Origin of the sequence: Lapillicoccus sp. (assembly GCF_039935575.1) — a bacterium.
Lineage (GTDB): Bacteria > Actinomycetota > Actinomycetes > Actinomycetales > Dermatophilaceae > Lapillicoccus.
The window spans coordinates 1-20,150 of sequence record NZ_JBDTKA010000026.1; the positions used below are offsets into that span (position 1 = coordinate 1).

The 20,150-nt window shown below is 68.4% G+C and carries 20 protein-coding genes and 2 pseudogenes; 13 read left to right on the plus strand and 9 right to left on the minus strand.

Annotation, left to right across the window (positions count from 1 at the left end; genetic code table 11):
- Positions 1-192 precede the first annotated feature (192 nt).
- Positions 193-429: a hypothetical protein gene (locus ABI385_RS03450; RefSeq protein ID WP_348102339.1), complete on the minus strand. Its 237-nt coding sequence runs from the start codon at positions 427-429 to the stop codon at positions 193-195.
- A 613-nt stretch (positions 430-1,042) separates the two neighbouring features.
- Between ABI385_RS03450 and ABI385_RS03455 the strand changes: the two genes are divergently transcribed.
- Together ABI385_RS03455 and ABI385_RS03460 are read left to right on the plus strand one after the other, a co-directional pair.
- Entirely contained in the window at positions 1,043-1,252 is a 210-nt protein-coding gene (locus ABI385_RS03455) for a hypothetical protein (protein ID WP_348102340.1), read from the plus strand.
- 63 nt (positions 1,253-1,315) lie between these two features.
- On the plus strand, positions 1,316-1,633 hold the full coding sequence (locus ABI385_RS03460; RefSeq protein WP_348102341.1) for an antibiotic biosynthesis monooxygenase: 318 nt from the start codon (positions 1,316-1,318) through the stop codon (positions 1,631-1,633).
- A 60-nt stretch (positions 1,634-1,693) separates the two neighbouring features.
- On the opposite strand, the pseudogene ABI385_RS03465 reads toward ABI385_RS03460, so the two are convergent.
- Positions 1,694-1,943 (minus strand): annotated as a pseudogene (locus ABI385_RS03465) (transposase); the annotation flags it as partial.
- A complete protein-coding gene (locus tag ABI385_RS03470; RefSeq protein ID WP_348102359.1) occupies positions 1,840-2,274 on the minus strand; it encodes a hypothetical protein in 435 nt (144 codons plus the stop codon). The gene ABI385_RS03470 and the pseudogene ABI385_RS03465, both read right to left, overlap by 104 nt.
- A gap of 168 nt (positions 2,275-2,442) precedes the next feature.
- On the opposite strand from ABI385_RS03470, the gene ABI385_RS03475 reads away from it, so the two are divergent.
- Positions 2,443-2,730 (plus strand): helix-turn-helix domain-containing protein, encoded by a 288-nt coding sequence (locus tag ABI385_RS03475; RefSeq protein WP_348102342.1) that lies wholly within the window; start codon positions 2,443-2,445, stop codon positions 2,728-2,730.
- A gap of 59 nt (positions 2,731-2,789) precedes the next feature.
- Here the strand turns inward: ABI385_RS03475 and heR are convergent, their stop codons facing one another.
- Positions 2,790-3,572, minus strand: a complete 783-nt coding sequence (gene heR / locus ABI385_RS03480) for a heliorhodopsin HeR (RefSeq protein WP_348102343.1) — start codon at positions 3,570-3,572, stop codon at positions 2,790-2,792.
- Between the two features lie 201 nt (positions 3,573-3,773).
- On the opposite strand from heR, the gene ABI385_RS03485 reads away from it, so the two are divergent.
- Entirely contained in the window at positions 3,774-6,512 is a 2,739-nt protein-coding gene (locus tag ABI385_RS03485) for an MGH1-like glycoside hydrolase domain-containing protein (protein ID WP_348102344.1), read from the plus strand.
- A 264-nt stretch (positions 6,513-6,776) separates the two neighbouring features.
- Here the strand turns inward: ABI385_RS03485 and ABI385_RS03490 are convergent, their stop codons facing one another.
- Together ABI385_RS03490 and ABI385_RS03495 are read right to left on the minus strand one after the other, a co-directional pair.
- Positions 6,777-7,529, minus strand: coding sequence for an isocitrate lyase/phosphoenolpyruvate mutase family protein (locus ABI385_RS03490; RefSeq protein WP_348102345.1), 753 nt, complete (start codon positions 7,527-7,529; stop codon positions 6,777-6,779).
- Positions 7,526-8,071 (minus strand): MarR family transcriptional regulator, encoded by a 546-nt coding sequence (locus tag ABI385_RS03495; protein WP_348102346.1) that lies wholly within the window; start codon positions 8,069-8,071, stop codon positions 7,526-7,528. Before ABI385_RS03495 ends, ABI385_RS03490 begins: the two co-directional genes overlap by 4 nt.
- 99 nt (positions 8,072-8,170) lie before the next feature.
- Between ABI385_RS03495 and ABI385_RS03500 the strand changes: the two genes are divergently transcribed.
- The 4 genes from ABI385_RS03500 to rpsT all read left to right on the plus strand — a co-directional run bounded on the left by ABI385_RS03500 (position 8,171) and on the right by rpsT (position 12,650).
- On the plus strand, positions 8,171-8,590 hold the full coding sequence (locus ABI385_RS03500; protein ID WP_348102347.1) for a nuclear transport factor 2 family protein: 420 nt from the start codon (positions 8,171-8,173) through the stop codon (positions 8,588-8,590).
- Between the two features lie 253 nt (positions 8,591-8,843).
- Entirely contained in the window at positions 8,844-11,141 is a 2,298-nt protein-coding gene (locus ABI385_RS03505) for an ATP-dependent DNA helicase (RefSeq protein ID WP_348102348.1), read from the plus strand.
- Positions 11,142-11,197: 56 nt separating this feature from the next.
- Positions 11,198-12,175: a DNA polymerase III subunit delta gene (gene holA / locus ABI385_RS03510; RefSeq protein ID WP_348102349.1), complete on the plus strand. Its 978-nt coding sequence runs from the start codon at positions 11,198-11,200 to the stop codon at positions 12,173-12,175.
- A 214-nt stretch (positions 12,176-12,389) separates the two neighbouring features.
- Entirely contained in the window at positions 12,390-12,650 is a 261-nt protein-coding gene (rpsT, locus tag ABI385_RS03515) for a 30S ribosomal protein S20 (RefSeq protein ID WP_348102350.1), read from the plus strand.
- 178 nt (positions 12,651-12,828) lie between these two features.
- Here rpsT and ABI385_RS03520 read toward each other — a convergent pair whose 3' ends face one another.
- Together ABI385_RS03520 and ABI385_RS03525 are read right to left on the minus strand one after the other, a co-directional pair.
- A complete protein-coding gene (locus ABI385_RS03520) occupies positions 12,829-13,416 on the minus strand; it encodes a type II toxin-antitoxin system PemK/MazF family toxin (RefSeq protein ID WP_348102351.1) in 588 nt (195 codons plus the stop codon).
- Between the two features lie 29 nt (positions 13,417-13,445).
- Positions 13,446-13,628 (minus strand): hypothetical protein, encoded by a 183-nt coding sequence (locus ABI385_RS03525; protein ID WP_348102352.1) that lies wholly within the window; start codon positions 13,626-13,628, stop codon positions 13,446-13,448.
- 82 nt (positions 13,629-13,710) lie between these two features.
- On the opposite strand from ABI385_RS03525, the gene ABI385_RS03530 reads away from it, so the two are divergent.
- From ABI385_RS03530 to lepA, 5 genes are all read left to right on the plus strand, one after another.
- Positions 13,711-14,946, plus strand: coding sequence for an MFS transporter (locus tag ABI385_RS03530; RefSeq protein ID WP_348102353.1), 1,236 nt, complete (start codon positions 13,711-13,713; stop codon positions 14,944-14,946).
- A 180-nt stretch (positions 14,947-15,126) separates the two neighbouring features.
- The gene (locus tag ABI385_RS03535) at positions 15,127-15,369 is read left to right on the plus strand and encodes a hypothetical protein (RefSeq protein WP_348102354.1); all 243 of its coding nucleotides are present in this window, start codon (positions 15,127-15,129) and stop codon (positions 15,367-15,369) included.
- A gap of 77 nt (positions 15,370-15,446) precedes the next feature.
- A complete protein-coding gene (locus ABI385_RS03540) occupies positions 15,447-16,703 on the plus strand; it encodes a cytochrome P450 (RefSeq protein WP_348102355.1) in 1,257 nt (418 codons plus the stop codon).
- Positions 16,704-16,888: 185 nt separating this feature from the next.
- The gene (locus ABI385_RS03545; protein WP_348102356.1) at positions 16,889-17,893 is read left to right on the plus strand and encodes a DUF664 domain-containing protein; all 1,005 of its coding nucleotides are present in this window, start codon (positions 16,889-16,891) and stop codon (positions 17,891-17,893) included.
- Positions 17,894-18,082: 189 nt separating this feature from the next.
- Complete coding sequence (gene lepA, locus ABI385_RS03550) at positions 18,083-19,924, plus strand: translation elongation factor 4 (protein WP_348102357.1); 1,842 nt, start codon at positions 18,083-18,085, stop codon at positions 19,922-19,924.
- A gap of 1 nt (position 19,925) precedes the next feature.
- Here the strand turns inward: lepA and ABI385_RS03555 are convergent.
- A pseudogene (locus ABI385_RS03555) lies at positions 19,926-20,150 on the minus strand (protein-tyrosine phosphatase family protein); the annotation flags it as partial.

Genomic DNA, 20,150 nt, shown 5'->3' on the forward strand with positions numbered 1-20,150 from the left:
TCGTCATCCCTTACGACCGTGGGGACCTGGTCAGCCGCCTGCACTCCGAGGCCGATGTGCTCACCACCGAGCACCGCGAGGACGGGACCCTGGTGCACGCCAAGGCGCACCCGCCCCTGGCGAGCGAGCTCGAGGCATACCTCGTCTGAGCTGTTGTCGTGTGACCTGGATCGCCCGCCGACCCTGGAGTGATCAAGTTGAGTGACCCTCTGCGGGCGCGGAGATGCGGATGGTGGGGACGCCCACGATGCGATAGGTGGCCGAGGCGATCGGGATACCCGCCGCATCCAGCCCGGTGAGCATGTCCCGGCTCATCGCGTCCTTGATCTCGCGAATCCCACGTTGGGGCACCAGGAAGCGCAGCGACACCTCGAGCCAGCTGCCGGTGATCTGCCAGTACACCGCCGGCTCGAGGGACGCGTCCGCCATTGCGTAACGCGATCGCATGAAGGCCAGGAAACGCACTGCCTCGACGTCGTCGATGATCGCGTGATCGCGGGGCGGCGGCGAGCAGGATCCGCTCCGCCCGCGCCCGGTCGGACTCGTAGCCCAGACGAGCGGACCCACTGCTGCACCTGACCGGCCGATTCGGTGGACGAGCTCCCCCCATTGGGATCGAACCAGGGACCGGCACCTCCTGCATCGGCGGTCGCCCTATCTGCATCGCGCATTGCGCCTGCCCTCCCGGGATCTACGATCTGCTCGCCCAAGGTCACAACGAGACCGGGTCTGAGGAACGTCTGCGTCCTGTCTCCCCGGTCGACTGCCGATGGCAATCAGCTGCCTATCGCCAGCTCGGACGCGGATCCGCAGGTAAGAGCTGGAGCTCGGCCCTGCTCGGCGAGTTCCGTTGCTGATGAACGATCCCGCTGGTTTTGGCCGGTTCTGGCGTGCCCGGGGTCCGGATGCTGCTCGAGGGTGCCACACCCTCTCGCCGCAACGGGCCAACGCGGCGAGGCACGACGTCATCGGCGTAGGGACATCATATGCGCCAGCCGTGCGACGCCTCTGTCCGAGAGATGTCATAACGAGCCGCCCGATCATGGCCTGGCTGTACGTTGCTGATGACCGACGCCAGCGGATTTCGACGGGTATGAAGTCCAATGCCAGCTGCATCATCGTCGACCGCGCGGATGCGGTGGCGACTGTACGCAAGGAGCTCGAGAGAGCGCTGCTTCCCACGCACTCCCAGCGGCGGCCGGTGTTGGCCTGGACCCTAACGGTGCGGGACGCCACTTTGGCCGGTCAGTGAGGCGGGCGTGACCACTAGGTACTGTGCCGTACGAGAGGGTCCGACGAAGAAAGGATGTAAGCCGTGTTCAGCCTGGTAGCGCGGTTTGACTGCCTGGACGATGACGCCGCTGAGAAGTTCGACGCGTTGATCGCGGAGCTGGTACCGCACATCGAGTCCGCTGAGCCGGGGACCCTGGTCTACGTCACCAACACGGTGGAAGACGAGCCGCTGGCGCGCGTCTTCTTCGAGGTCTACAGGGACCGGGACGCCTTCGATGTGCACGAGCGGCAGGAGCACGTGGTGCGGTTCCACGAGGCGCGGGCGCCATGCATGGCCGGAGCGCGGGTGGAGTTTTTAACGCCGGGTCCGGCGAAGGGTCCAGTCGGTTCCGGTGGCTGATGACGACAAGGCAAGACGCTCCGGGACAAAGCATGCAGCACCAGCACCGGGTGTAACAGCTTAGGCGTCGAGTGCGGGCTTCCACCGCATGGTCCATCGTGGCTGCCCGATGGGGAAAGTGCACCCGCGCACTGACGGCCCAGTGATAGCGGGCGTTGGGTGACTCAATCGCGCTCGTAGAGAACAGGACCCGCCTGAACTCCACGTTATATGTAGGCGCGAGGAACGGGGTGAACTCCTCCCGCGCGGAGCGCAGGACCCACCACGCCGCCCGCCACAACATCGGGATCGCCGGGTAGGGCTTGCCCCAGTTCTCGACCGGTGAGGGCGGCCGTGACCGTGAGCGCCAGCGCGGCGACGATGACCGTCTCCAGAACCGCGTACTGGGCCAGTCCGGCCTGCCCAACCAGGTTGCGGGCGCTGTACACGGCCACCACCAGGCCGATTCCGCTTACGAGCAGGAGAAGCAGGCTCTCGACAACACCCAGCCGGATGTCGACATCGGCGGACCCAAGCCAGCCAAGGTCCATCCGATCCGCGGACAGGACCACCGGCGAGCCCGACAGCGCACGAGGCAGGACGATCAGTGAGACCAGGACGAGACCAGCCATCGGGAGGCGGGCCAGTTTTAAGGGCAACATACGAGATAAAATACATGAACGATGCTTCATGTCGCGGCGATCTGCGAGGGCCTGTCGCGATCCGGCAAGATGGGACCCGTGCCGACACGACAGCGTCCGCAACCGGACCCGGCTCAAGGGGCTCCAGATGGCCGAGCCGGTGGAGGAGCTGCCGACGAGCCCGCCTCGATGAGACAACCCGGCCTGGGGTGGACACTCCTGACCTCCCACGGCCGCGTCCTGCTGCTCATCGCCCGGAACCCGGACCTGCGGGTGCGCGACATGGCCGCACTCGCCAGAATCACCGAACGGTCCGCCGCCAGCATCGTGCGGGACCTCGAGCAGGCCGGCTACCTCACGAAAGTACGGTCCGGTCGACGAAACCGATACCTCGTCCACGACGAACTCGCCTTCCGGCACCCCGCCGAAGCCGAACACCAAGTGCGCGAGCTCATCCAGATCTTCACCGAGGACTGACCTGGCGGGTCCAGTCGACGGTGACGCGGACTATCGTCACTGCAGGAACAACTGCTGCTTCAGGCAGCTAGTGACCCGCCGAAGATCTGCCAGGCGAGCAGGGACTTTGCTACGAGACTGAGCACCAGGTAGGTCTTTTCTCCATAGGCGTAATCGGTCCACTTGCCGATCCCGCGGTACTGGAGCCACTGGTTCAGTCCAAAACTGAAGAAGAGGACGAGCTGGGTCACGACTATTCCGTACACAAAGCCGGGGACGGTCTTGGCCGAAAGGATGTTGAACCAGATCGAGATCCACGGGGCGAGGCCAACGAGCGTCCCGAACCAGAAGGGCAGCATTGTGGTCGTGGTGCGCCCTGGCGGGTTCATCAGCTCCTGGATCCAGCCGAAGAGGATCATCCCGACGTTGGCGCCGGCGACGGCGATGACGGCGGTGATGCTCGTGATGCCTGAGTAGAAGCCGATGAGAATGACCATCAACGTGGCGCTGACCGAGTACTCGACCCACCGAAATCGGTTGATGCCGCGTTTCAGGTCGCGCTCGTAGGTGTTGCGAGACACGGTTGCGGTCAAGAGGTGGTCAAGCGCCGCCGAGGCCAGGAAGAGGGCAACGGCCCATCCGATCCGCACGTCGAAGAGCGTGCCGGGGGCAGGTAAGGCGGCCCCCGGTGGCCCTTCGGGGACGGATGAGGTCACCGTGACAGCGAAGGTTCCGGCCAGCAGAACAATCGCCACGGCCTGGGCGAAGTGCAGAAGCGCGAGACCGAGGTTCCATTTGCGCAGACCGGCGAGGCGCTCTTGAGTCACGCCGGTGGCCATCGGCGGGCTGTCCTCGGTGTTCATGACGTCTCCTCATCGATACCGTCGGGGTGGGCGTATGGCGGCGCGAGGCTGGTACATGAGCACGCGGCAGTCCGTGCAGCCCTGGGAAACCCGGCTCGGTACTCGACAGTTGTTGGCGTGGGCATCATGGCATAGGGACAGCGGCCCGCCCAAACACCTCGACCTCCCTCCAGCGCCTAAGCGGCAAGGCAGAGTATGGGGGTGACCCCTTCGCAGCCCGGTCGTCGCCGCCCAGAACCCAGCGTCGAGCATGCCCGCCTGGCCGAGTCACCGGACGACTCCGACCCGTGGCGGCTGTGGGGGCCTTATGTGGCGGGTCGACAGTGGGGGACGGTGCGTGAGGACTACTCCGCCGACGGAGACGCGTGGGAGTCCTTCCCGTTCGAGCAGGCACACCGACGCGCATACCGGTGGGGGGAGGACGGCATCGCCGGGTTGTGCGACCGGTTCGGGTTCCTCAACCTCTCCGTGGCGATGTGGAACGGCCAGGACGACCGGCTCAAGGAGCGGTTCTTCGGCCTGACCAACCCGCAGGGAAACCACGGCGAGGACGTCAAGGAGTACTGGTGGCATCTGGACGCCACGCCCACCCACTCGTGGGGACAGACACTCTACCGCTACCCCCAGGCGGCCTTTCCCTACGACCGGCTCCGCGACGAGAACGCCCGCCGCACACGCCTCGACCCTGAGTTCGAGCTCAGCGACACGGGGATTTTCGACGAGGACCGGTTCTTCGACGTCGTCGTCACCCACGCGAAGTCGACGCCTACCGACATCGTCGTCACCGTCACCGCGACGAACCACGGGCCCGACCCGGCGCCGCTGCATCTCGTGCCGCAGCTGTGGTTCCGCAACACCTGGGCCTGGGGCCGCGACAACCGGCAACCGTCACTCACGGCCCTCGGTTCGCCAGTCGTCGAGGACGCGAGCCTCGTCGCCGTCGAGGCCAGCCACGACTTCCTCGGCCGTTACGTGCTGTTCGCCGAGGGCGCTCCGGAGCTGTTGCTCTGCGACAACGAGACCAACGCCGACGCTCTGTGGGGCGTCGCGAACCGGTCACCGCACCCCAAGGACGCAATCGACCATGCCGTCGTGCACGGGGACCGTTCGGCGTTGAGCGGCAACGGAACCGGGACCAAGGCGGCTTTCCATTACACCTTCGACTCAGTCCCCCCGGGCGGGTCCGTGACGGTCCGGCTCCGACTGACGGCCGAGCCCACGGCCGACCGTCCGTTCGTGACGAGCGACTCCGTCCTCGCCGACCGGCAGGCCGACGCAGACTCCTTCTATGCGGTCGTGATCCCACCATCGGTGTCCGACGCGGACCGGCATACGGCGCGACGCGCCTTCGCCGGGCTGCTCTGGGGCAAGCAGCTCTACCGGTACGACGTCGACGACTGGCTCCAGGGCGACCCGGCATCACCGCCACCACCGCAGGCCCGCAAGGGCGTCGAACCGTGGGGTCGGAACACCGCCTGGCGGCACCTCGCGCTCGCCGACGTCATCTCGATGCCCGACGAGTGGGAGTACCCGTGGTTCGCCACCTGGGACCTGGCGTTCCACGCGGTCGCCCTGGCGCACGTCGACCCGGCGTTTGCCAAGGCCCAGCTGCTGCTTCTCTGCCGGGAGTGGGCCCAGCACCCCAACGGCCAGCTCCCGGCATACGAGTGGGCATTCTCCGACGTGAACCCGCCGGTGCACGCCTGGGCCGTCTGGCAGGTCTACCTGCGCGACGGCGCCTGGGACCGCGACTTCCTCACGCGGATCCTCGGCAAGCTGCTGCTCAACTTCTCCTGGTGGGTCAACCGCAAGGACGCCGACGGGTCGGACCTGTTCGAGGGTGGTTTCCTCGGGATGGACAACATCGGGGTGTTCGACCGGTCCCGGCAGGTGCCCGCGGGCTGGCGGCTCGAGCAGTCGGACGCCACGGCGTGGATGGCCTTCATGTGCCTGTCGATGATGCGGATCGCCCAGGAGCTGGGGCGGCACGACCACGCGTTCGACGACCTGGCGACGACGTTCCTCGAACGGTTCCTCGGGATCTGCCGGGCGCTGGGCTCGTTCGGGTCGATGGGTGTCTCGCTCTGGGACAAGCAGGACGGCTTCTTCTACGACGTGTTGGTCGGACCGGACGAGCAGACCGAGACGATGCGGGTTCGTTCGCTCGTCGGGTTGCTCCCGCTTCTTGCCGTGGGCAACTGCCCCGCCTGGGTGCGCGAGGAGCTGCCGGACTTCGCCGAGGCGCTGAACTGGCTGGGGCGACACCGACCCGAGGAGGTCGCCAGCCTGCTGACCTTGAACCCCACGCACGACGAGGCGCTGACCTTCGCCGTGGTCGACCCGACAAGAGTGAGCGAGCTCGTGACCCGTCTGCTCGACGAGTCGGAGTTCCTGTCGCCACATGGGATTCGATCGTTGTCAGCGGCCCATCGCGACGGCGTCACGATCGACGTGGCCGGCATGCAGATGTCCCTGCACTACACGCCGGGGGAGTCCGACACGGGACTGTTCGGTGGCAACTCCAACTGGCGCGGACCTGTGTGGTTCCCGATCAACGTGCTGATCATCGAGGCGTTGCACACGTATGCCGCGGGGGCCGGTTCGTCGCTGACGGTCGACTTTCCCACGGGTTCGGGGGAGCGAGTCGGTCTGCACGAGGCGGCCCAGCGCCTCGAGGACCGGGTCGTCGGCCTGTTCCGCCCCGGCGAGGGCGGCCGGCGGCCGAGCGACCCACGCGACCTGTTGCCCGGTCCGTTGTGGACCGAACACCCGACGTTCAGCGAGTACTTCCACGGCGACACCGGGGCGGGTCTGGGGGCGTCGCACCAGACCGGGTGGACCGCGTTGGTGGCACACCTGATCTGTACGCCGGCGACGGCTTACGACCCGGGAGAGTCGGACTCGTCGTCGCCGCGACCCGTGGAAGGATCCTCGTCGTAGGGTATGCCGCTACGGCCTTCGCCCTGCTGGCCCAGCAATCGCGCCGCGGCTGGTCACTCACCAACCCGCCCCATCACGTGTCGACTACTCATCGACGTGTCCCGGTGCGCCCCGCTCACGTGATCGGCGAGGGACTCATCTAGTGGGGCGGCCCGCGCGCGGCCGGGGGGACAGCGCCCGTCTGCCCAAACGAATGGAGCGTCCGCGTCGACCCGGCTCGGTGATGTTGCGCGGAGCGCGAAGATCCGGATGGCGGCTGTCACGTTACTGGTGGTCCAAGGTGTAGGCCCCGAGAGCGGCGAGTGCGTGCTGGTGGGGGTATGGGCCGTGGGAGACTCGGGCGACGCCCCACTGCTGCAGGTCGTGTGGGTCGGGGAGGCCGGGGACGGCGAGCAGGTTCAGCCGCCGTGGGCCGAACTGGGCCGAGAGGGCCTTGATGTGCTCGGGGTCGATGCATCCGGGCACGAAGACGCAGTCGGCGCCGGCGTCCAGGTAGTGCTGTCCACGCTCGGCGGCTGCGGCGAGCCGGTGTTGCGGTGACCAGTGGGAGCGAAGCAGGTAGACGTCGGTGCGCGCGTTGACCACGACCGGGATGCCGCGGTCTCGTCCGGTGTCGACGGCCTCGGTCACACGCTGGGCCATGGTGGCGGTGCCTGCCATCGCGTCCTCGAGGTTGATCCCGACGACGCCCGCGTCCAGGGCGGCGCCGACCGTGCCGCGGACGTCGCCGTAGCCGCGTTCGAGGTCCGCGCTCACGGGTAGGTCGACCGCCTGGCAGATGCGTTCCAGGGCGGCGATGACCAGCTCTCGTGGCATCTGTTCGCCGTCGTCGTAGCCGTGGGCCGCGGCGATCGCCGCCGAGGCCGTCGCGATCGCTGTGCATCGCGGCGTTTGAGAAACGACCCGCGCGGACGCGACGTCCCACACGTTGACCAGGGTGAGCAGCTGGTCGGCCTCGTGGAGCTGGCGCAACACCTCGGCGCGCCGCCGCTGGGCGCGGATGCCGTGGCGACTCACCGCGACATCAGCTCCCCATGCGTCGGACCTGCCGGTTCTGGCTGCGGCGCCTCGAGGGCCTCGGCCAGCCGATCCAGCAGGGTGGCGAGCTGGTTGCGCTCACGGTCGTCGAGGGCGCTCAGGAGACGGGCCTCGTTGACCAGGTGCGCGGAGATGAGCTCATCGGTCGAGGCGAAACCCGGCGTGGTGAGGTTCACCAGCCGCCCGCGGCCGTCGGCTCCCGAGACCGTGCGGCGCACGAGTCCTCGTGCTTCGAGCCGGTCCAGGCGTTTGGTGATGGCGCCTGTGGTGACCAGCAGCGAGGTGGCCAGCTGACCGGGGGTCAGCATGAACGGTTCCCCGGCTCGACGCAGGGCGGCCAGGACGTCGAAGTCGCCGTTGCCCAGACCGACTGCGGCGAACGGCGGTCGCAGGTGGGGCTCGAACAGCTGAGTCAGCCGGGCCATCTGCCCGATGACCAGCATCGGGCTGGCGTCCAGGTCGGGACGCTCCCGGTTCCATTGGCTGACGATCTCGGCGACATGGGTGCGTGGCGTAGACACGGCCTTGACTATACCTTCCGTAGAACCTAATCTATCTTCCATGGAAGCGAGAGAGGCCGAGGTGGCACGCCTCCACCATCAACGGTCGGGAGTCTGACCATGACATCCACCCCTACCGACGACTTCGTTCAGTTCATGTCGCGCCGCCTGGCCGCGTCAACAGCCTTCGTCAATGGCGACATCGAGCCACTCGCGCAGCTCTCGACTCGAGGCTCGCCGGCCACGATCTTCGGCCCCCGAGGCAACACCGTCCAAGGAGCCGACAAGGTCAACGCTGCCAACGCCCAAGGAGCTGCGATATTCGGCCCGGGCGCCAGCAATAGCTTAGAGATCATGCATCAGTCCGCCGACGAGTCACTCGCCTACTGGGTGGGCATCCAACGATCGACGGTGAACATCTCAGGTCAGCACCAACCCCTGTCCATGGAACTTCGGGTGACCGAGATCTTTCGACGAGAACACGCCGGATGGATGCTGATCCATCGACACGCCGACCCCCTCTCCAGCCAGCACGACTAACCACACCCGGGTCGCCCACCACCTCTGCCCGCACGGTGAACCCGCCGCCGGTTCTACCCGATGGCGTCCCCCCGCTTGGACTTGGTGACGGGGACGGGCCGACTGACAGGCATGACAGGCGAAAACGGGCTGGTATGCCTCGAAAGCCGGGTTCGTGCATGTCGATCGGACCCCAGTGGCGAGGTTGTCATCGCTGGGAGGTAGGGGTGTGGACAGCCGCGGAACCGAGCCGTCAGCGGCATACCCTGTCGTGGTGCCAGCCGACCTCGACGCCCTGCTCGCGGCCGCGGTGGCCGGGGTGGACGGCACCGAGCGGCCCGGTCAAGTGCAGATGGCCCAGGCGGTCCAGCACGCTGTCGAGCACGAGGAGCACCTGCTCGTCCAGGCGGGCACGGGCACGGGCAAGTCGCTGGCCTACCTGGTCCCTGCGGTGCGGCACGCGATGCAGGCCGGCCGGCCGGCGGTCGTAGCCACCGCGACCCTCGCCCTCCAGGCGCAGATCGTCGACCGCGACATGCCGCGCCTTGCGGTCGCCCTGGCTCCGCTGCTCGGGAGACGACCGACGTACGCGCTGGTCAAGGGCCGCCGCAACTACCTGTGCGCCCACAAGCTGGACGGCGGGTTCCCAGCCGAGGAGGACACCCTCATCGGACTCGACCAGGTCGATACGGGCGCGTCCCGGCTGGGAGCCGAGGTCGTGCGGCTGCGAAGCTGGGCACAGGAGACCGACTCGGGCGACCGTGACGAGCTGATCCCCGGCGTCAGCGAACGCGCATGGCGGCAGGTCTCGGTCTCGGCCCATGAGTGCCTCGGAGGCAAATGTCCGATGGTCGCCGAGTGCTTCGTCGAGCGCTCGCGGGAGGCGGCGAAGGACGTCGACGTCGTCGTCACCAACCACTCGTTCATGGCGATCGACGCGTTCGAGGGTCGTCAGATGCTGTCTGAGCACGACCTGCTGGTCGTCGACGAGGCGCACGAGCTCGTGGACCGGGTGACGGCGACCATCACCGACGAGATCTCCGCGGGCCTGGTCACCGCAGCGGCGCGCCGGGCGGCCAAGCTCGCGGAGGGCACGGCAGAGGTCGAGGATGCCGGCGAGCTGCTCCAGGGAGTGCTGGAGGAGATCCCCGAGGGTCGCGTCACCGCACTGTCCGACGGGTTGGTGCTCGCGTTGACCCGGGTTCGCGACGCCACGAGGGCCGTCCAGTCCGAGCTCAAACCCGCTCCCGGAGGCGACGTCGACGGCGCCCGCCAAGTCGCGAGGGCGGCGATCGACGAGCTGAACGAGAACGCCAGCCGCATCCTCGAGGGCCGCGAACTCGACGTCGTGTGGCTGAGCAAGGACCCTCGTCGTGGACCCGTCCTGCGGGTTGCACCTATGAGTGTCGCCATGCTTGTGCGCGACCGGATCTTCGACCAGCGCACCGTCGTTCTCACCTCCGCGACACTCGAGCTGGGCGGCAGCTTCGACGCGGTGGCGGGGACCATCGGACTACGCGGTGAGGGCGCACCGATGTGGCACGGGCTCGACGTGGGCAGCCCCTTCGACTACCCCCGGCAGGCGATCGTCTATGTTGCGCGCGACCTTCCCGCGCCGGGCCGCGATGGCACGTCCCCGCTGCTGCTGGACGAGATCGAGGCGCTCGTCCGGGCCGCGGGGGGGCGGACGCTCGGGTTGTTCTCCTCGATGCGCGCAGCCCAGAACACTGCGGAGCAGCTGAGAGCCAAGTTCTCCACCGACGGCACCGATATCGAGATCCTCTGCCAGGGCGAGGACCAGATCGGGACGCTGGTCCGTCAGTTCGCACGCGAGCCCACGACGTGTCTGTTCGGCACGCTCACGCTCTGGCAGGGCGTCGACGTCCCAGGGTCGGCCTGCCAGCTGGTCGTCATCGACCGGATTCCCTTCCCGCGGCCCGACGACCCGCTCTCCTCCGCGCGGTCCGAGGCGATCGCGCGGATGGGCGGTAACGGGTTCATGGCCGTCTCCGCCACCCACGCGGCGCTGCGCCTGGCCCAGGGGTCCGGTCGGCTCGTTCGCCGGTCCGACGACCGCGGCGTCGTCGCCGTCCTCGACTCCCGGATGGTCACGGCTCGGTATGCCGGGTTCCTGCAACGGTCGTTGCCCCCGTTCTGGCCGACGACCGACCGCGACCTGGTACTGGCGGCATTGCGGCGGCTCGACGAGGTCGCACCGCCACCGCTGCCGGTGGCCGATCCCGCGTTGCGCGGACTCGCCGGGGGTGCCCACGCCGCGGACGGTGCCGCTGCCGCCTCCGACACGTCGCACCCGGCCGTCGACCACCGACCGGTCGCCGGGCCCCCTCCCGTGCCGGCCTCGGCGCGAACAGCGGTGACGGGCGGCCACGCCTGGACAGTCGAGCAGGACTCGGAGCTGCGGGACGCGGTCGAGGCGGGGATCGACCTGGACGACCTCGTCGACCACCTCGAGCTGCCGGTCGACGCCATCCAGGCCCGGCTGGACCAGCTGGGTCTGGCCCTGGAGACGACGCCAACGCTTGCGCCGTGGCTCGGTGGTGCCGATGTCTGAACCAGGAACCTTCACGCTGTCCCCCCGACCTGGCACAGTGACGGCGTGAGCCTGTCGTGACCTCAGAACGCGTCCCACCCTTGGTCCTGGTGCGCGGACCCGAGGAGCTGCTGGCCGAGCGGGCCGTGACGTCGGTGCTGGCCGAGCTGCGACATACGGCACCCGACCTCGAGATCGTGCGGATCGGCGGTGCGGCATACCAGCCGGGTGACCTCGTCGTCCACACCAGTCCCTCGCTGTTCGGGGGCAACAAGGCCGTGGTCGTCGATGGACTGGACGAGGCGTCCGACGAGCTGCTAGACGACCTGACGCGCTACCTCGCGGCGCCGGCGGACGACGTCACCCTCGTCGTCACCCATGGGGGCGGCCAGCGCGGCAAACGGGTCCTGGACCTGCTGGTCAAGGGCCGGGCGCGGGTGTTCGAATGCCCGCTCATCAAGACCGATCGCGACAAGGTCGACTTCGTCGCGAACGAGTTCCGCAGGCAGGGTCGCAAGGCCACTCCGGAGGCGGTCCGGGCACTGGTCGAGGCACTCGGACGCGACGTGCGGGAGCTGGCCTCGGCCGTGTCGCAGCTGGTCGCGGACACCGACGGCGTCGTGGACGACCGGCTGGTCGAGATCTACCACGGGGGCAAGGTCGAGGCGACGGGGTTCCGGGTCGCTGATGCGGCCGTCGCGGGGCAGGCCGGCGAGGCGTTGCGCCTGCTGCGGCACGCCATCGCCACCGGAGTCGACCCGGTCCCGATCGTGGCCGTCCTCGCGTCACAGCTGCGCCAGCTGGTCAAGGTCGGCTCGGCCGGTCCAGCCGGTAGAGGAGGCTCGCAGCAGCTGGCGAAGCAGCTCGGGATGGCGCCATGGCAGGTCGACAAGGCCCGCCGAGCCCTCGGCCACTGGGACGCCGACGGGCTCGGCCGGGCGATCCAAGCGGTGGCTGCGGCGGACGTCGAGGTCAAGGGCGGCGGTCGGGACCCCGTCTACGCCGTGGAGCGGGTCATCCTCACCATCACCCGCGCTCGCAGCTCGGTCGGCTGACGATGCTCGTTTTGGGTGGGGACCGTTGCGCTGGTAGATTCGAGCGTTGCGTGCGTGCCCCGGTCGTGCGCGCACCGCCGTCCCACCTCGCGCGTGTCGTCCACGGGCACCCCACGCTTAGCTCTGCCGACCTCAACACTCCGCGCGATCTGGTGCGACACGCCTTCACCGCCCTCTAACGGCACACACACTCCCGACCAAGAAAGATCACTTCGTGGCAAACATCAAGTCGCAGCTCAAGCGCATCAAGACCAACGAGAAGCGCACCGAGCGCAACAAGGCGGTCAAGAGCGAGCTCCGCACCTGGGTCCGCAAGTTCCGTGAGGCCGCAGACTCCGGTGACAAGGTCGCCGCTCATGACGCACTCCAGAAGGCGTCGACCAAGCTCGACAAGGCTGTCTCCAAAGGCGTCATCCACGCCAACCAGGCTGCCAACAAGAAGTCGTCGATGGCCAAGAAGGCCGCCGCGCTCTAACGACCCCGTTCGACTTAGGGCCCGTTACCTCCATGGAGGTAACGGGCCCTAGGTCCTCCCGGACGGTGCACCCCTGGCGATGCACCGGCGAACGACGTTGCGTCCGACTTTTTGGTAGCCCTGGCAGCCAGATCGTCGGACGCAAGGAATGTGTGGCTGCGGCCGTGGTCCGGACGCCCTAGTGCAGGTTGCGGATCGCGTCCGCGACCTCGTCGAACTGCGCGGCACCGAGCACGGCGCCCTCCCGCCGGATCGCCTCGGCGTCCACCCGGATGATCCGGTCGACCCGGACCTCGCTCGGTCGTCCGCTGCGGTCCCACGCACCCGCGCCGATGTCGACCCAGGTCCGCCCGGACCGCCGCTGACCCGGCGTGTCCCGGTCGTGGTCCTTGCTCGTCAGCATCACGCCGAGCAGCCAGTCACCGTCACTTCCGACGAGCAGCACCGGGCGGTCCTTGCCCACCGTGTGGTCCTCCTCGAACGGCACCCAGGTCCAGACGATCTCGCCGGGGTCGGGCAGCCCGTCCGGCTTCGGCGCATACGCGATCGCAGGGACGCCGCGATAGTCGCCCGGGTAGGTCCGGCTCTGTGCCGGCTGCGGGACGCCGCCGGAGCCGGGACGGGGAGTGGTCCCGCCTCCCGGCTTCGCCGTCGGGCGCGGCGCCCCGGGTGCCGATCCGGGCGCCGAGCGGGAACCACCTGCGGACCCGGGCGACAGGACCCGCTGGAGAGCTCGGCGGATTCGGTCGCCCAGTCGCTGTGCCACCCGGCGACCCTAGCCGGGTGGTGCTGCGGTCAGGTGGTCAGGTGGTCGCTCGGGCGGGTCGTTCGGCCCGTTGAGATCCACCGACGGCGGGTGCGCCACAGCTCCAGGAACAGGTACGCCATCGCCAGCTGGTGCCGGCCCAACACCGGAAGGCACCCGGGTGGCGGCTTCTTGCGGAACCCGTCGAGCAGGTATGCCGCGATGCAGGCCAAGAAGCTGTGCCTCCGTAGGATCGACGGGCGGTCAGTGCGGACCCGGCCCGACGCATACCAAGAGCACCCGACGAGAGACGCGATGACCGACACCCTCCCTACCCACCCGGGGGCGACACGCCATCCCGCGCCTGGAGACGGGTTGACAGACACGTCGCGCGCCGGGTTCGCGCTGCTGGCACTCGCGGTCGGCGGGTTCGCGATCGGCACCACCGAGTTCGTCACGATGGGCTTGCTGCCGCAGGTCGCTCAGGGGATCGGAGTCGACATCCCGACTGCCGGGCACCTCGTCTCGGCCTATGCCATCGGCGTCGTCGTCGGAGCTCCCCTCATCGCCGTGCTCGCCGCTCGGCTGCGCCGCAAGACGACCCTGCTCAGCCTCATGGTGTTCTTCGCCGTCGCCAACGCCGCGTCCGGTTTCGCCACTGGCTACTCGCAGCTGATGGTGACGCGGTTCCTGTCCGGAGTCCCGCACGGTGCGTTCTTCGGCATCGGCTCTCTGGTGGCCGCCTCGCTGGTGCCCAAGGAGCGCCGCACCTGGGCGATCTCGATGATACTCATCGGGCTGGGCGCCGCCAACGTCGTCGGGGTCCCCTTGACGACCGTGCTCGGTCAGCGCCTCGGCTGGCAGGTGCCTTACTGGGTGGTCGGTGGCATCGGCGCGCTCACCGTGCTGGCCGTCTGGACCTGGGTGCCGTGGCAGTCGATCACTGCCGAGGTGAGTATGCGTTCCGAGCTGAGCGCTCTGAGCAGGCTGCAGGTCTGGCTCGCCCTGCTCATCGGCGTCGTCGGTTTCGGTGGGATGTTCGCCACTTACTCCTACATCGCGCCGACGATGACCGAGCTGTCCGGCTTCTCCGAGGCGTTCATCCCCGTCATCCTCGCCACCTACGGCGTGGGCATGGTGGGCGGCATGCTCGTCTCCGGCCGGGTGGCCCACCTCGGCGTGCTGCGCGGGATCATCGTGTCGCTCGGGGCGATCGCGGTCATGCTCGCCGCCTTCGGGCCGCTGGCCCACCACCAGGTCCTCGCCGTCGTCATGGTGTTCGTCCTCGGCTTCCTGCCGTCGATCCTCGTACCGCTGCTGCAGACCCGACTGATGGACGTGGCCCGCGAAGGCCAGTCCCTCGCGGCCGCCCTCAACCACTCCACGCTCAACACCGCCAATGCCTTCGGCGCGTGGCTGGGCAGCCTGGTCCTCTCGGCGGGACTCGGGTACGAGTGGCCGAGCCGGGTCGGGGCGATCCTCGCGGTTCTCGGAGTGGGCATCGCGGTGCTGTCGGCGCTGCTCGGTCGGCGGACCGCACGAGTCTCCTGACCAGCTGCCCACGCCGGTGTCGGCTCGGTATGCCTCACCGTGAATTGCCAGGTTGGATGCGCCGTCAACGGGGTACGAATCTGGGACCCTTGATGCGGGGATGGCTATCCCGAAACATCTCCGCTGACCGTCAGACAAACCCCCTGCAACCGAGGGGGAGCTGTGGATCAAGGACCACCGATGACGACCACTGATCACCCAGCCAACGCCACATCCGTCAACACCCGGTGGAGCCTGCGGAGCCTGAGCCTCCAAGAGCTCCAGGTCGAGCTCTCGCACGTCAGGCACCGGCTCAGCAGGGCTGCCACGCCCACTGGACAACGGCTTTCGTCGCGCCCAGTGGCCTCGACGACGACGGCGCTGCGGCATCGGGAGAAGGCGATCGTCGAGGAGCTCGCGTACCGAGCCAGCGTCGCGACCTGACGACGCTGCGACCCGACCACGCCTGGCCGTCACCGCTCGATACGCTCTTCCTAGGCAAGCGCCGCAGGAGGAGGACGATGACTACGCTGCACCGGGTGCGCGGGGCGGCTACGTTTGCTGGTGGGCTCTACCGCGAGCGCTGGAACCGGTGGTACGCCGCCCGGTTCCGTGGGGACGAGCTGGCCCGGCTGTCGATGCGCGACGGCCGCAGGGACCCGTATGCGGTCTACGAGCGGATGCGGGCGACCGGCCCCATGGTCCCGACCCGGCTCGGCAACTGGGCCACGACGAGCCACGCGATCTGCAACCAGGTGCTGCGCAGCCGCGCCTTCGGCGTTCGCGAGGAGGACGCCGAGCCGATCGGAGCCGGCGCGGCCGAGTTCGACCTGTCCTTCCTCAGCCTCAACCCACCGGACCACGAGCGGCTGCGCCGGGTCGCCGGACCGGCGTTCAGCCCGAGGATGATGACCACGTATGCCGCGACTATTGACGAGACCGTGGCTGATCTGCTCGACGCGGCGCAGCGGCGCGGGACGTTCGACCTGGTCACCGACCTCGCCGCGCCCCTGCCGATCGCCGTGATCACCCGGATGATGGGGGTGGCGGACGCCGACGTCGCCGCGTTCCAGGAGTACGGCGCGGCGCTCGGTAGCGCGCTGGACGGGGTCACGTCGCTCGGCCAGGCGCGCCGGGTCATGACGGCGAACACCGAGCTGGAAAAGCTGTTCGAGCGGCTGTTCGAGGAGCGTGCGAAAGACCCCCAGGACGACCTGGTCAGCGCCATCGTCGCCGAGCGAGGCGAACGGATCGCGCCGCACGAGATGGTGCCGATGTGCTCGTTGCTTCTGATCGCGGGTTTCGAGACCACCGTCAACCTCATCGGCAACGCAACGCGCGCCTTGCTCGCGCATCCGGAGCAATGGCAGCTCCTGCGCGACGACCCGTCGCTGGTGAGCGCCGCCGTCGAGGAGGTGCTCCGCTGGGACCCGCCGGTCCAGGAGACGGCGCGGCTGTCGTTCCAGGACACCGAGCTCGGCGCAGTGGCCGTCCGCCGAAACCAGGCAGTCGTGCTGCTGCTGGCCGGGGCCAACCGCGACCCTGAGGTCTATACGGACCCGGCCCGGTTCGACATCACCCGCACTTCGGGGGCCGACCACCTCGCCTTCTCCAGCGGCATCCACTACTGCCTCGGTGCACCTCTGGCCCGGCTCGAGGCGGCTCGCGCGATCACGGCTCTGACGCAGCGGATGCCGGGGCTGCACGAGAGCGGCAAGGTCGTGATGCGGCCGTCCCGTCTGATCCGAGGTCCGCTGCACATGCCGGTCGCGGCCTGACCTCATAGCCGCGGCACACAGTCCAGTCCAGTCCAGTCCAGTCCAGTCCAGTCCAGTCCGGCTGACCCGAACCCAGTTCTCGGCCGGGACGACCGGACATACCGGACAACGGCCAGCCCGACCGGTATGCCTGTAGCGCGTCGGTGTCGGTGGTCTGTCGGTGGCTCTGGCTACCGTGGTGTGCCATGTCCGCTGCCACGCCGGTGCCGAGCCACGTCAACCTCGTTGTGACCGACATCGCTCGCAGCGTCGAGTTCTATCGGCTGCTCGGCTGGGATGTGGACGCCGACACCGGGCCGCACGCGACTGTGAGGTTCCCGTCACAGGCTGCCGGCCTCATGGTGGACCTCGACCAGCAGGAGTTTGCCCGCGACTGGAACCGTGGCGCACCACCGTCCGTGACCGGGGGCAGCGCTGTCGTCGTCATGAGGGTGCCGGATCGGGCTGAGGTCGACGAGTCGCATAACCGGCTCGTCGACGGTGGGTATGCGTCGCGGCAGCTGCCTTACGACGCGTTCTGGGGGGCGCGGTTCGCGGTGGTGGCTGACCCCGACGGCTACCAGATCGGGCTGATGAGCCCCGTCGACGAGGCCTCCAAGTCCTGGCCTCCGACGCCCGCCCCGCTGCCCGAGCCCACCGAGACGGCACGGCCGGTCATCCCGGAGGGCAACTTCTCGCCGACGTGGTCCGGCGACACCCGGAAACCGTTGCCCCAGGCCGGTGGCGAGCGCGACGTCCTCACCGCTTACCTCGACTACCACCGCGCGACCTTCGAGCTGAAGTGCGGCGGTCTCGACTCGGGCCAGCTGAGCGAACGCTCCATGCCCCCATCGACGATGAGTTTGCACGGACTGCTCCGCCATCTGACCGGGGGGGAGCGGTGGTGGATGCAGATCAACTTCGCCGGTGACGACGTGCCGATGCTCTACTACTCCGACGACGACCCCGACCAGGACTTCGACTCCCTCGACGGTGACGTCGCCGAGGCGTTCGAGCTCTGGCGTCGCGAGTGTCAGCGGTCCCGCGAGATCGTCGCCGCCCACGACCTCGACGACACCGGGACGCGGGTGCGCGACGGAGAACCGATCTCGTTGCGCGGTGTGATCATGAAGATGATCGCGGAGTACGCCCAGCACAATGGTCACGCCGACCTGCTGCGTGAGGGTATCGACGGACGGACGGGTGCCTGACGACTTTCGGCCGTTACGGCCGAAATCCGGGAAACCGGCCGAAATAGGCGCCGGAACGCCGACTTTCGGCCGTCTGAGGGACGACCTTGCGCCGAGCGCATGCTTCACCCAGGGCTCAGTCGGTCTGTGGCGCATACCGGCATGGTCGGGCCGCCCCATCCGCCGTGAAACACTTCGGACGTGTCACCCATGGCCCGAACGGCGTTGCCCCCGCACGCAACGCCACCGGACCTCATCCGCAACTTCAGCATCATCGCCCACATCGACCACGGCAAGTCGACGCTGGCGGACCGGATGCTCCAGCTCACCGGCGTCGTCGATGCCCGGGCGATGCGTGCGCAGTACCTCGACCGGATGGACATCGAGCGCGAGCGCGGCATCACCATCAAGAGCCAGGCCGTCCGGATGCCGTGGGAGCTGGGTGGCACCACCTACGCGTTGAACATGATCGACACCCCCGGGCACGTCGACTTCACCTACGAGGTGTCTCGGTCGCTCGCGGCCTGCGAAGGGGCGGTTCTCCTCGTCGACGCGGCCCAGGGGATCGAGGCGCAGACCCTCGCCAACCTCTACCTCGCCATGGAGAACGACCTCACCGTCATCCCGGTGCTCAACAAGATCGACCTGCCCGCCGCGCAGCCAGAGAAGTACGCCGAGGAGCTGGCCGGCCTGATCGGCTGCGAACCCGAGGACTGCATGCGGGTCTCCGGCAAGACCGGGGACGGGGTCGAGGCGCTGCTGAACGAGATCGTCGGCCAGCTGCCCGCCCCCACCGGCGACCCGGACGCACCGGCCCGCGCGATGATCTTCGACTCGGTCTACGACACCTACCGCGGCGTCGTGACCTATGTCCGGGTGATCGACGGTGACCTCAACCCGCGCGAGCGCATCGTCATGATGTCCACCCGCGCCACCCACGAGCTGCTCGAGATCGGGGTCATCTCGCCCGAACCGGTCCCGTCCAAGGGTCTCGGCGTCGGTGAGGTCGGCTACCTGATCACCGGCGTCAAGGACGTGCGACAGAGCCGGGTCGGTGACACGGTCACCAACGCCGGCACACCTGCGACCCTGGCCCTCGGCGGCTACCGCGACCCCAAGCCGATGGTGTTCTCGGGGCTGTACCCCATCGATGGGTCCGACTACCCCAACCTGCGCGACGCCCTCGACAAGCTCAAGCTCAACGACGCCGCCTTGACCTACGAGCCGGAGACCTCGGTCGCACTGGGGTTCGGCTTCCGAGTCGGGTTCCTCGGCATGCTGCACCTCGAGATCATCCGCGAGCGGCTCGAACGCGAGTTCGACCTCGACCTGATCTCCACACTGCCGAATGTCGTCTACGACGTCACTCTCGAAGGCGACAAGCACGTCGAGGTGACCAACCCCAGCGAGTACCCCGACGGCAAGATCTCCGAGGTGCGCGAGCCGATCGTGCGCGCGACGATCCTCGCCCCGAGCGAGTTCATCGGCGCCATCATGGAGCTCTGCCAGCAACGCCGGGGGACGTTGCGTGGCATGGACTACCTTTCGCCGGAGCGCGTGGAGCTGCGATACACGCTGCCGCTCGCCGAGATCGTCTTCGACTTCTTCGACCAGCTGAAGTCGCGCACCCGCGGGTATGCCTCGCTCGACTACGAGCCCGACGGCGAGCAGGTGGCCGACCTGGTCCGGGTCGACATCCTGCTGCAGGGCGAGCAGGTCGACGCGTTCTCCTCGATCGTGCACAAGGACAAGGCGTATGCCTACGGGGTCCAGATGGTCTCGAAGCTGCGCACCCTGATCCCGCGCCAGCAGTTCGAGGTGCCGATCCAGGCGGCCATCGGCGCGCGGATCATCGCCCGCGAGACGATCCGGGCGATGCGCAAGGACGTGCTCGCCAAGTGCTACGGCGGTGACATCACCCGCAAGCGCAAGCTGCTGGAGAAGCAGAAGGAGGGCAAGAAGCGGATGAAGATGGTCGGGCGGGTCGAAGTCCCGCAGGAGGCCTTCATCGCCGCGTTGTCGAACGACGGCGAGACCGCCGGCAAGAAGTAGGTCAGCCTCGACGCGCGGCGCGTTGCCGGATGACCTCGTCCTGGGTCCTGCTCTCGGGAACCCTGACGTGGGCCTTGCTGCTGGTGGACCGTAGCTCAGCCAGCCGGTCGATGACCTCGTCGAAGGACAGCCCGTCGTCGACCAACAGGCAGCCGACGACGGTGCCGGTGCGTCCCCTCCCGCCCCAGCAGTGCACGTAGACCACGCCCGGCGGCGCCGAACGGAT

Excerpts from the sequence above, each read along its gene's own strand:
- ABI385_RS03450 (WP_348102339.1), bottom strand. The coding sequence starts at position 429 with ATGGCGGACGCGTCCCTCGAGCCGGCGGTGTACTGGCAGATCACCGGC.
- ABI385_RS03455 (WP_348102340.1), top strand. The coding sequence starts at position 1,043 with ATGGCCTGGCTGTACGTTGCTGATGACCGACGCCAGCGGATTTCGACG.
- ABI385_RS03470 (WP_348102359.1), bottom strand. The coding sequence starts at position 2,274 with ATGTTGCCCTTAAAACTGGCCCGCCTCCCGATGGCTGGTCTCGTCCTG.
- ABI385_RS03475 (WP_348102342.1), top strand. The coding sequence starts at position 2,443 with ATGAGACAACCCGGCCTGGGGTGGACACTCCTGACCTCCCACGGCCGC.
- heR (WP_348102343.1), bottom strand. The coding sequence starts at position 3,572 with ATGAACACCGAGGACAGCCCGCCGATGGCCACCGGCGTGACTCAAGAG.
- ABI385_RS03500 (WP_348102347.1), top strand. The coding sequence starts at position 8,171 with ATGACATCCACCCCTACCGACGACTTCGTTCAGTTCATGTCGCGCCGC.
- ABI385_RS03530 (WP_348102353.1), top strand. The coding sequence starts at position 13,711 with ATGACCGACACCCTCCCTACCCACCCGGGGGCGACACGCCATCCCGCG.
- ABI385_RS03535 (WP_348102354.1), top strand. The coding sequence starts at position 15,127 with ATGACGACCACTGATCACCCAGCCAACGCCACATCCGTCAACACCCGG.
- ABI385_RS03540 (WP_348102355.1), top strand. The coding sequence starts at position 15,447 with ATGACTACGCTGCACCGGGTGCGCGGGGCGGCTACGTTTGCTGGTGGG.
- ABI385_RS03545 (WP_348102356.1), top strand. The coding sequence starts at position 16,889 with ATGTCCGCTGCCACGCCGGTGCCGAGCCACGTCAACCTCGTTGTGACC.
- lepA (WP_348102357.1), top strand. The coding sequence starts at position 18,083 with ATGGCCCGAACGGCGTTGCCCCCGCACGCAACGCCACCGGACCTCATC.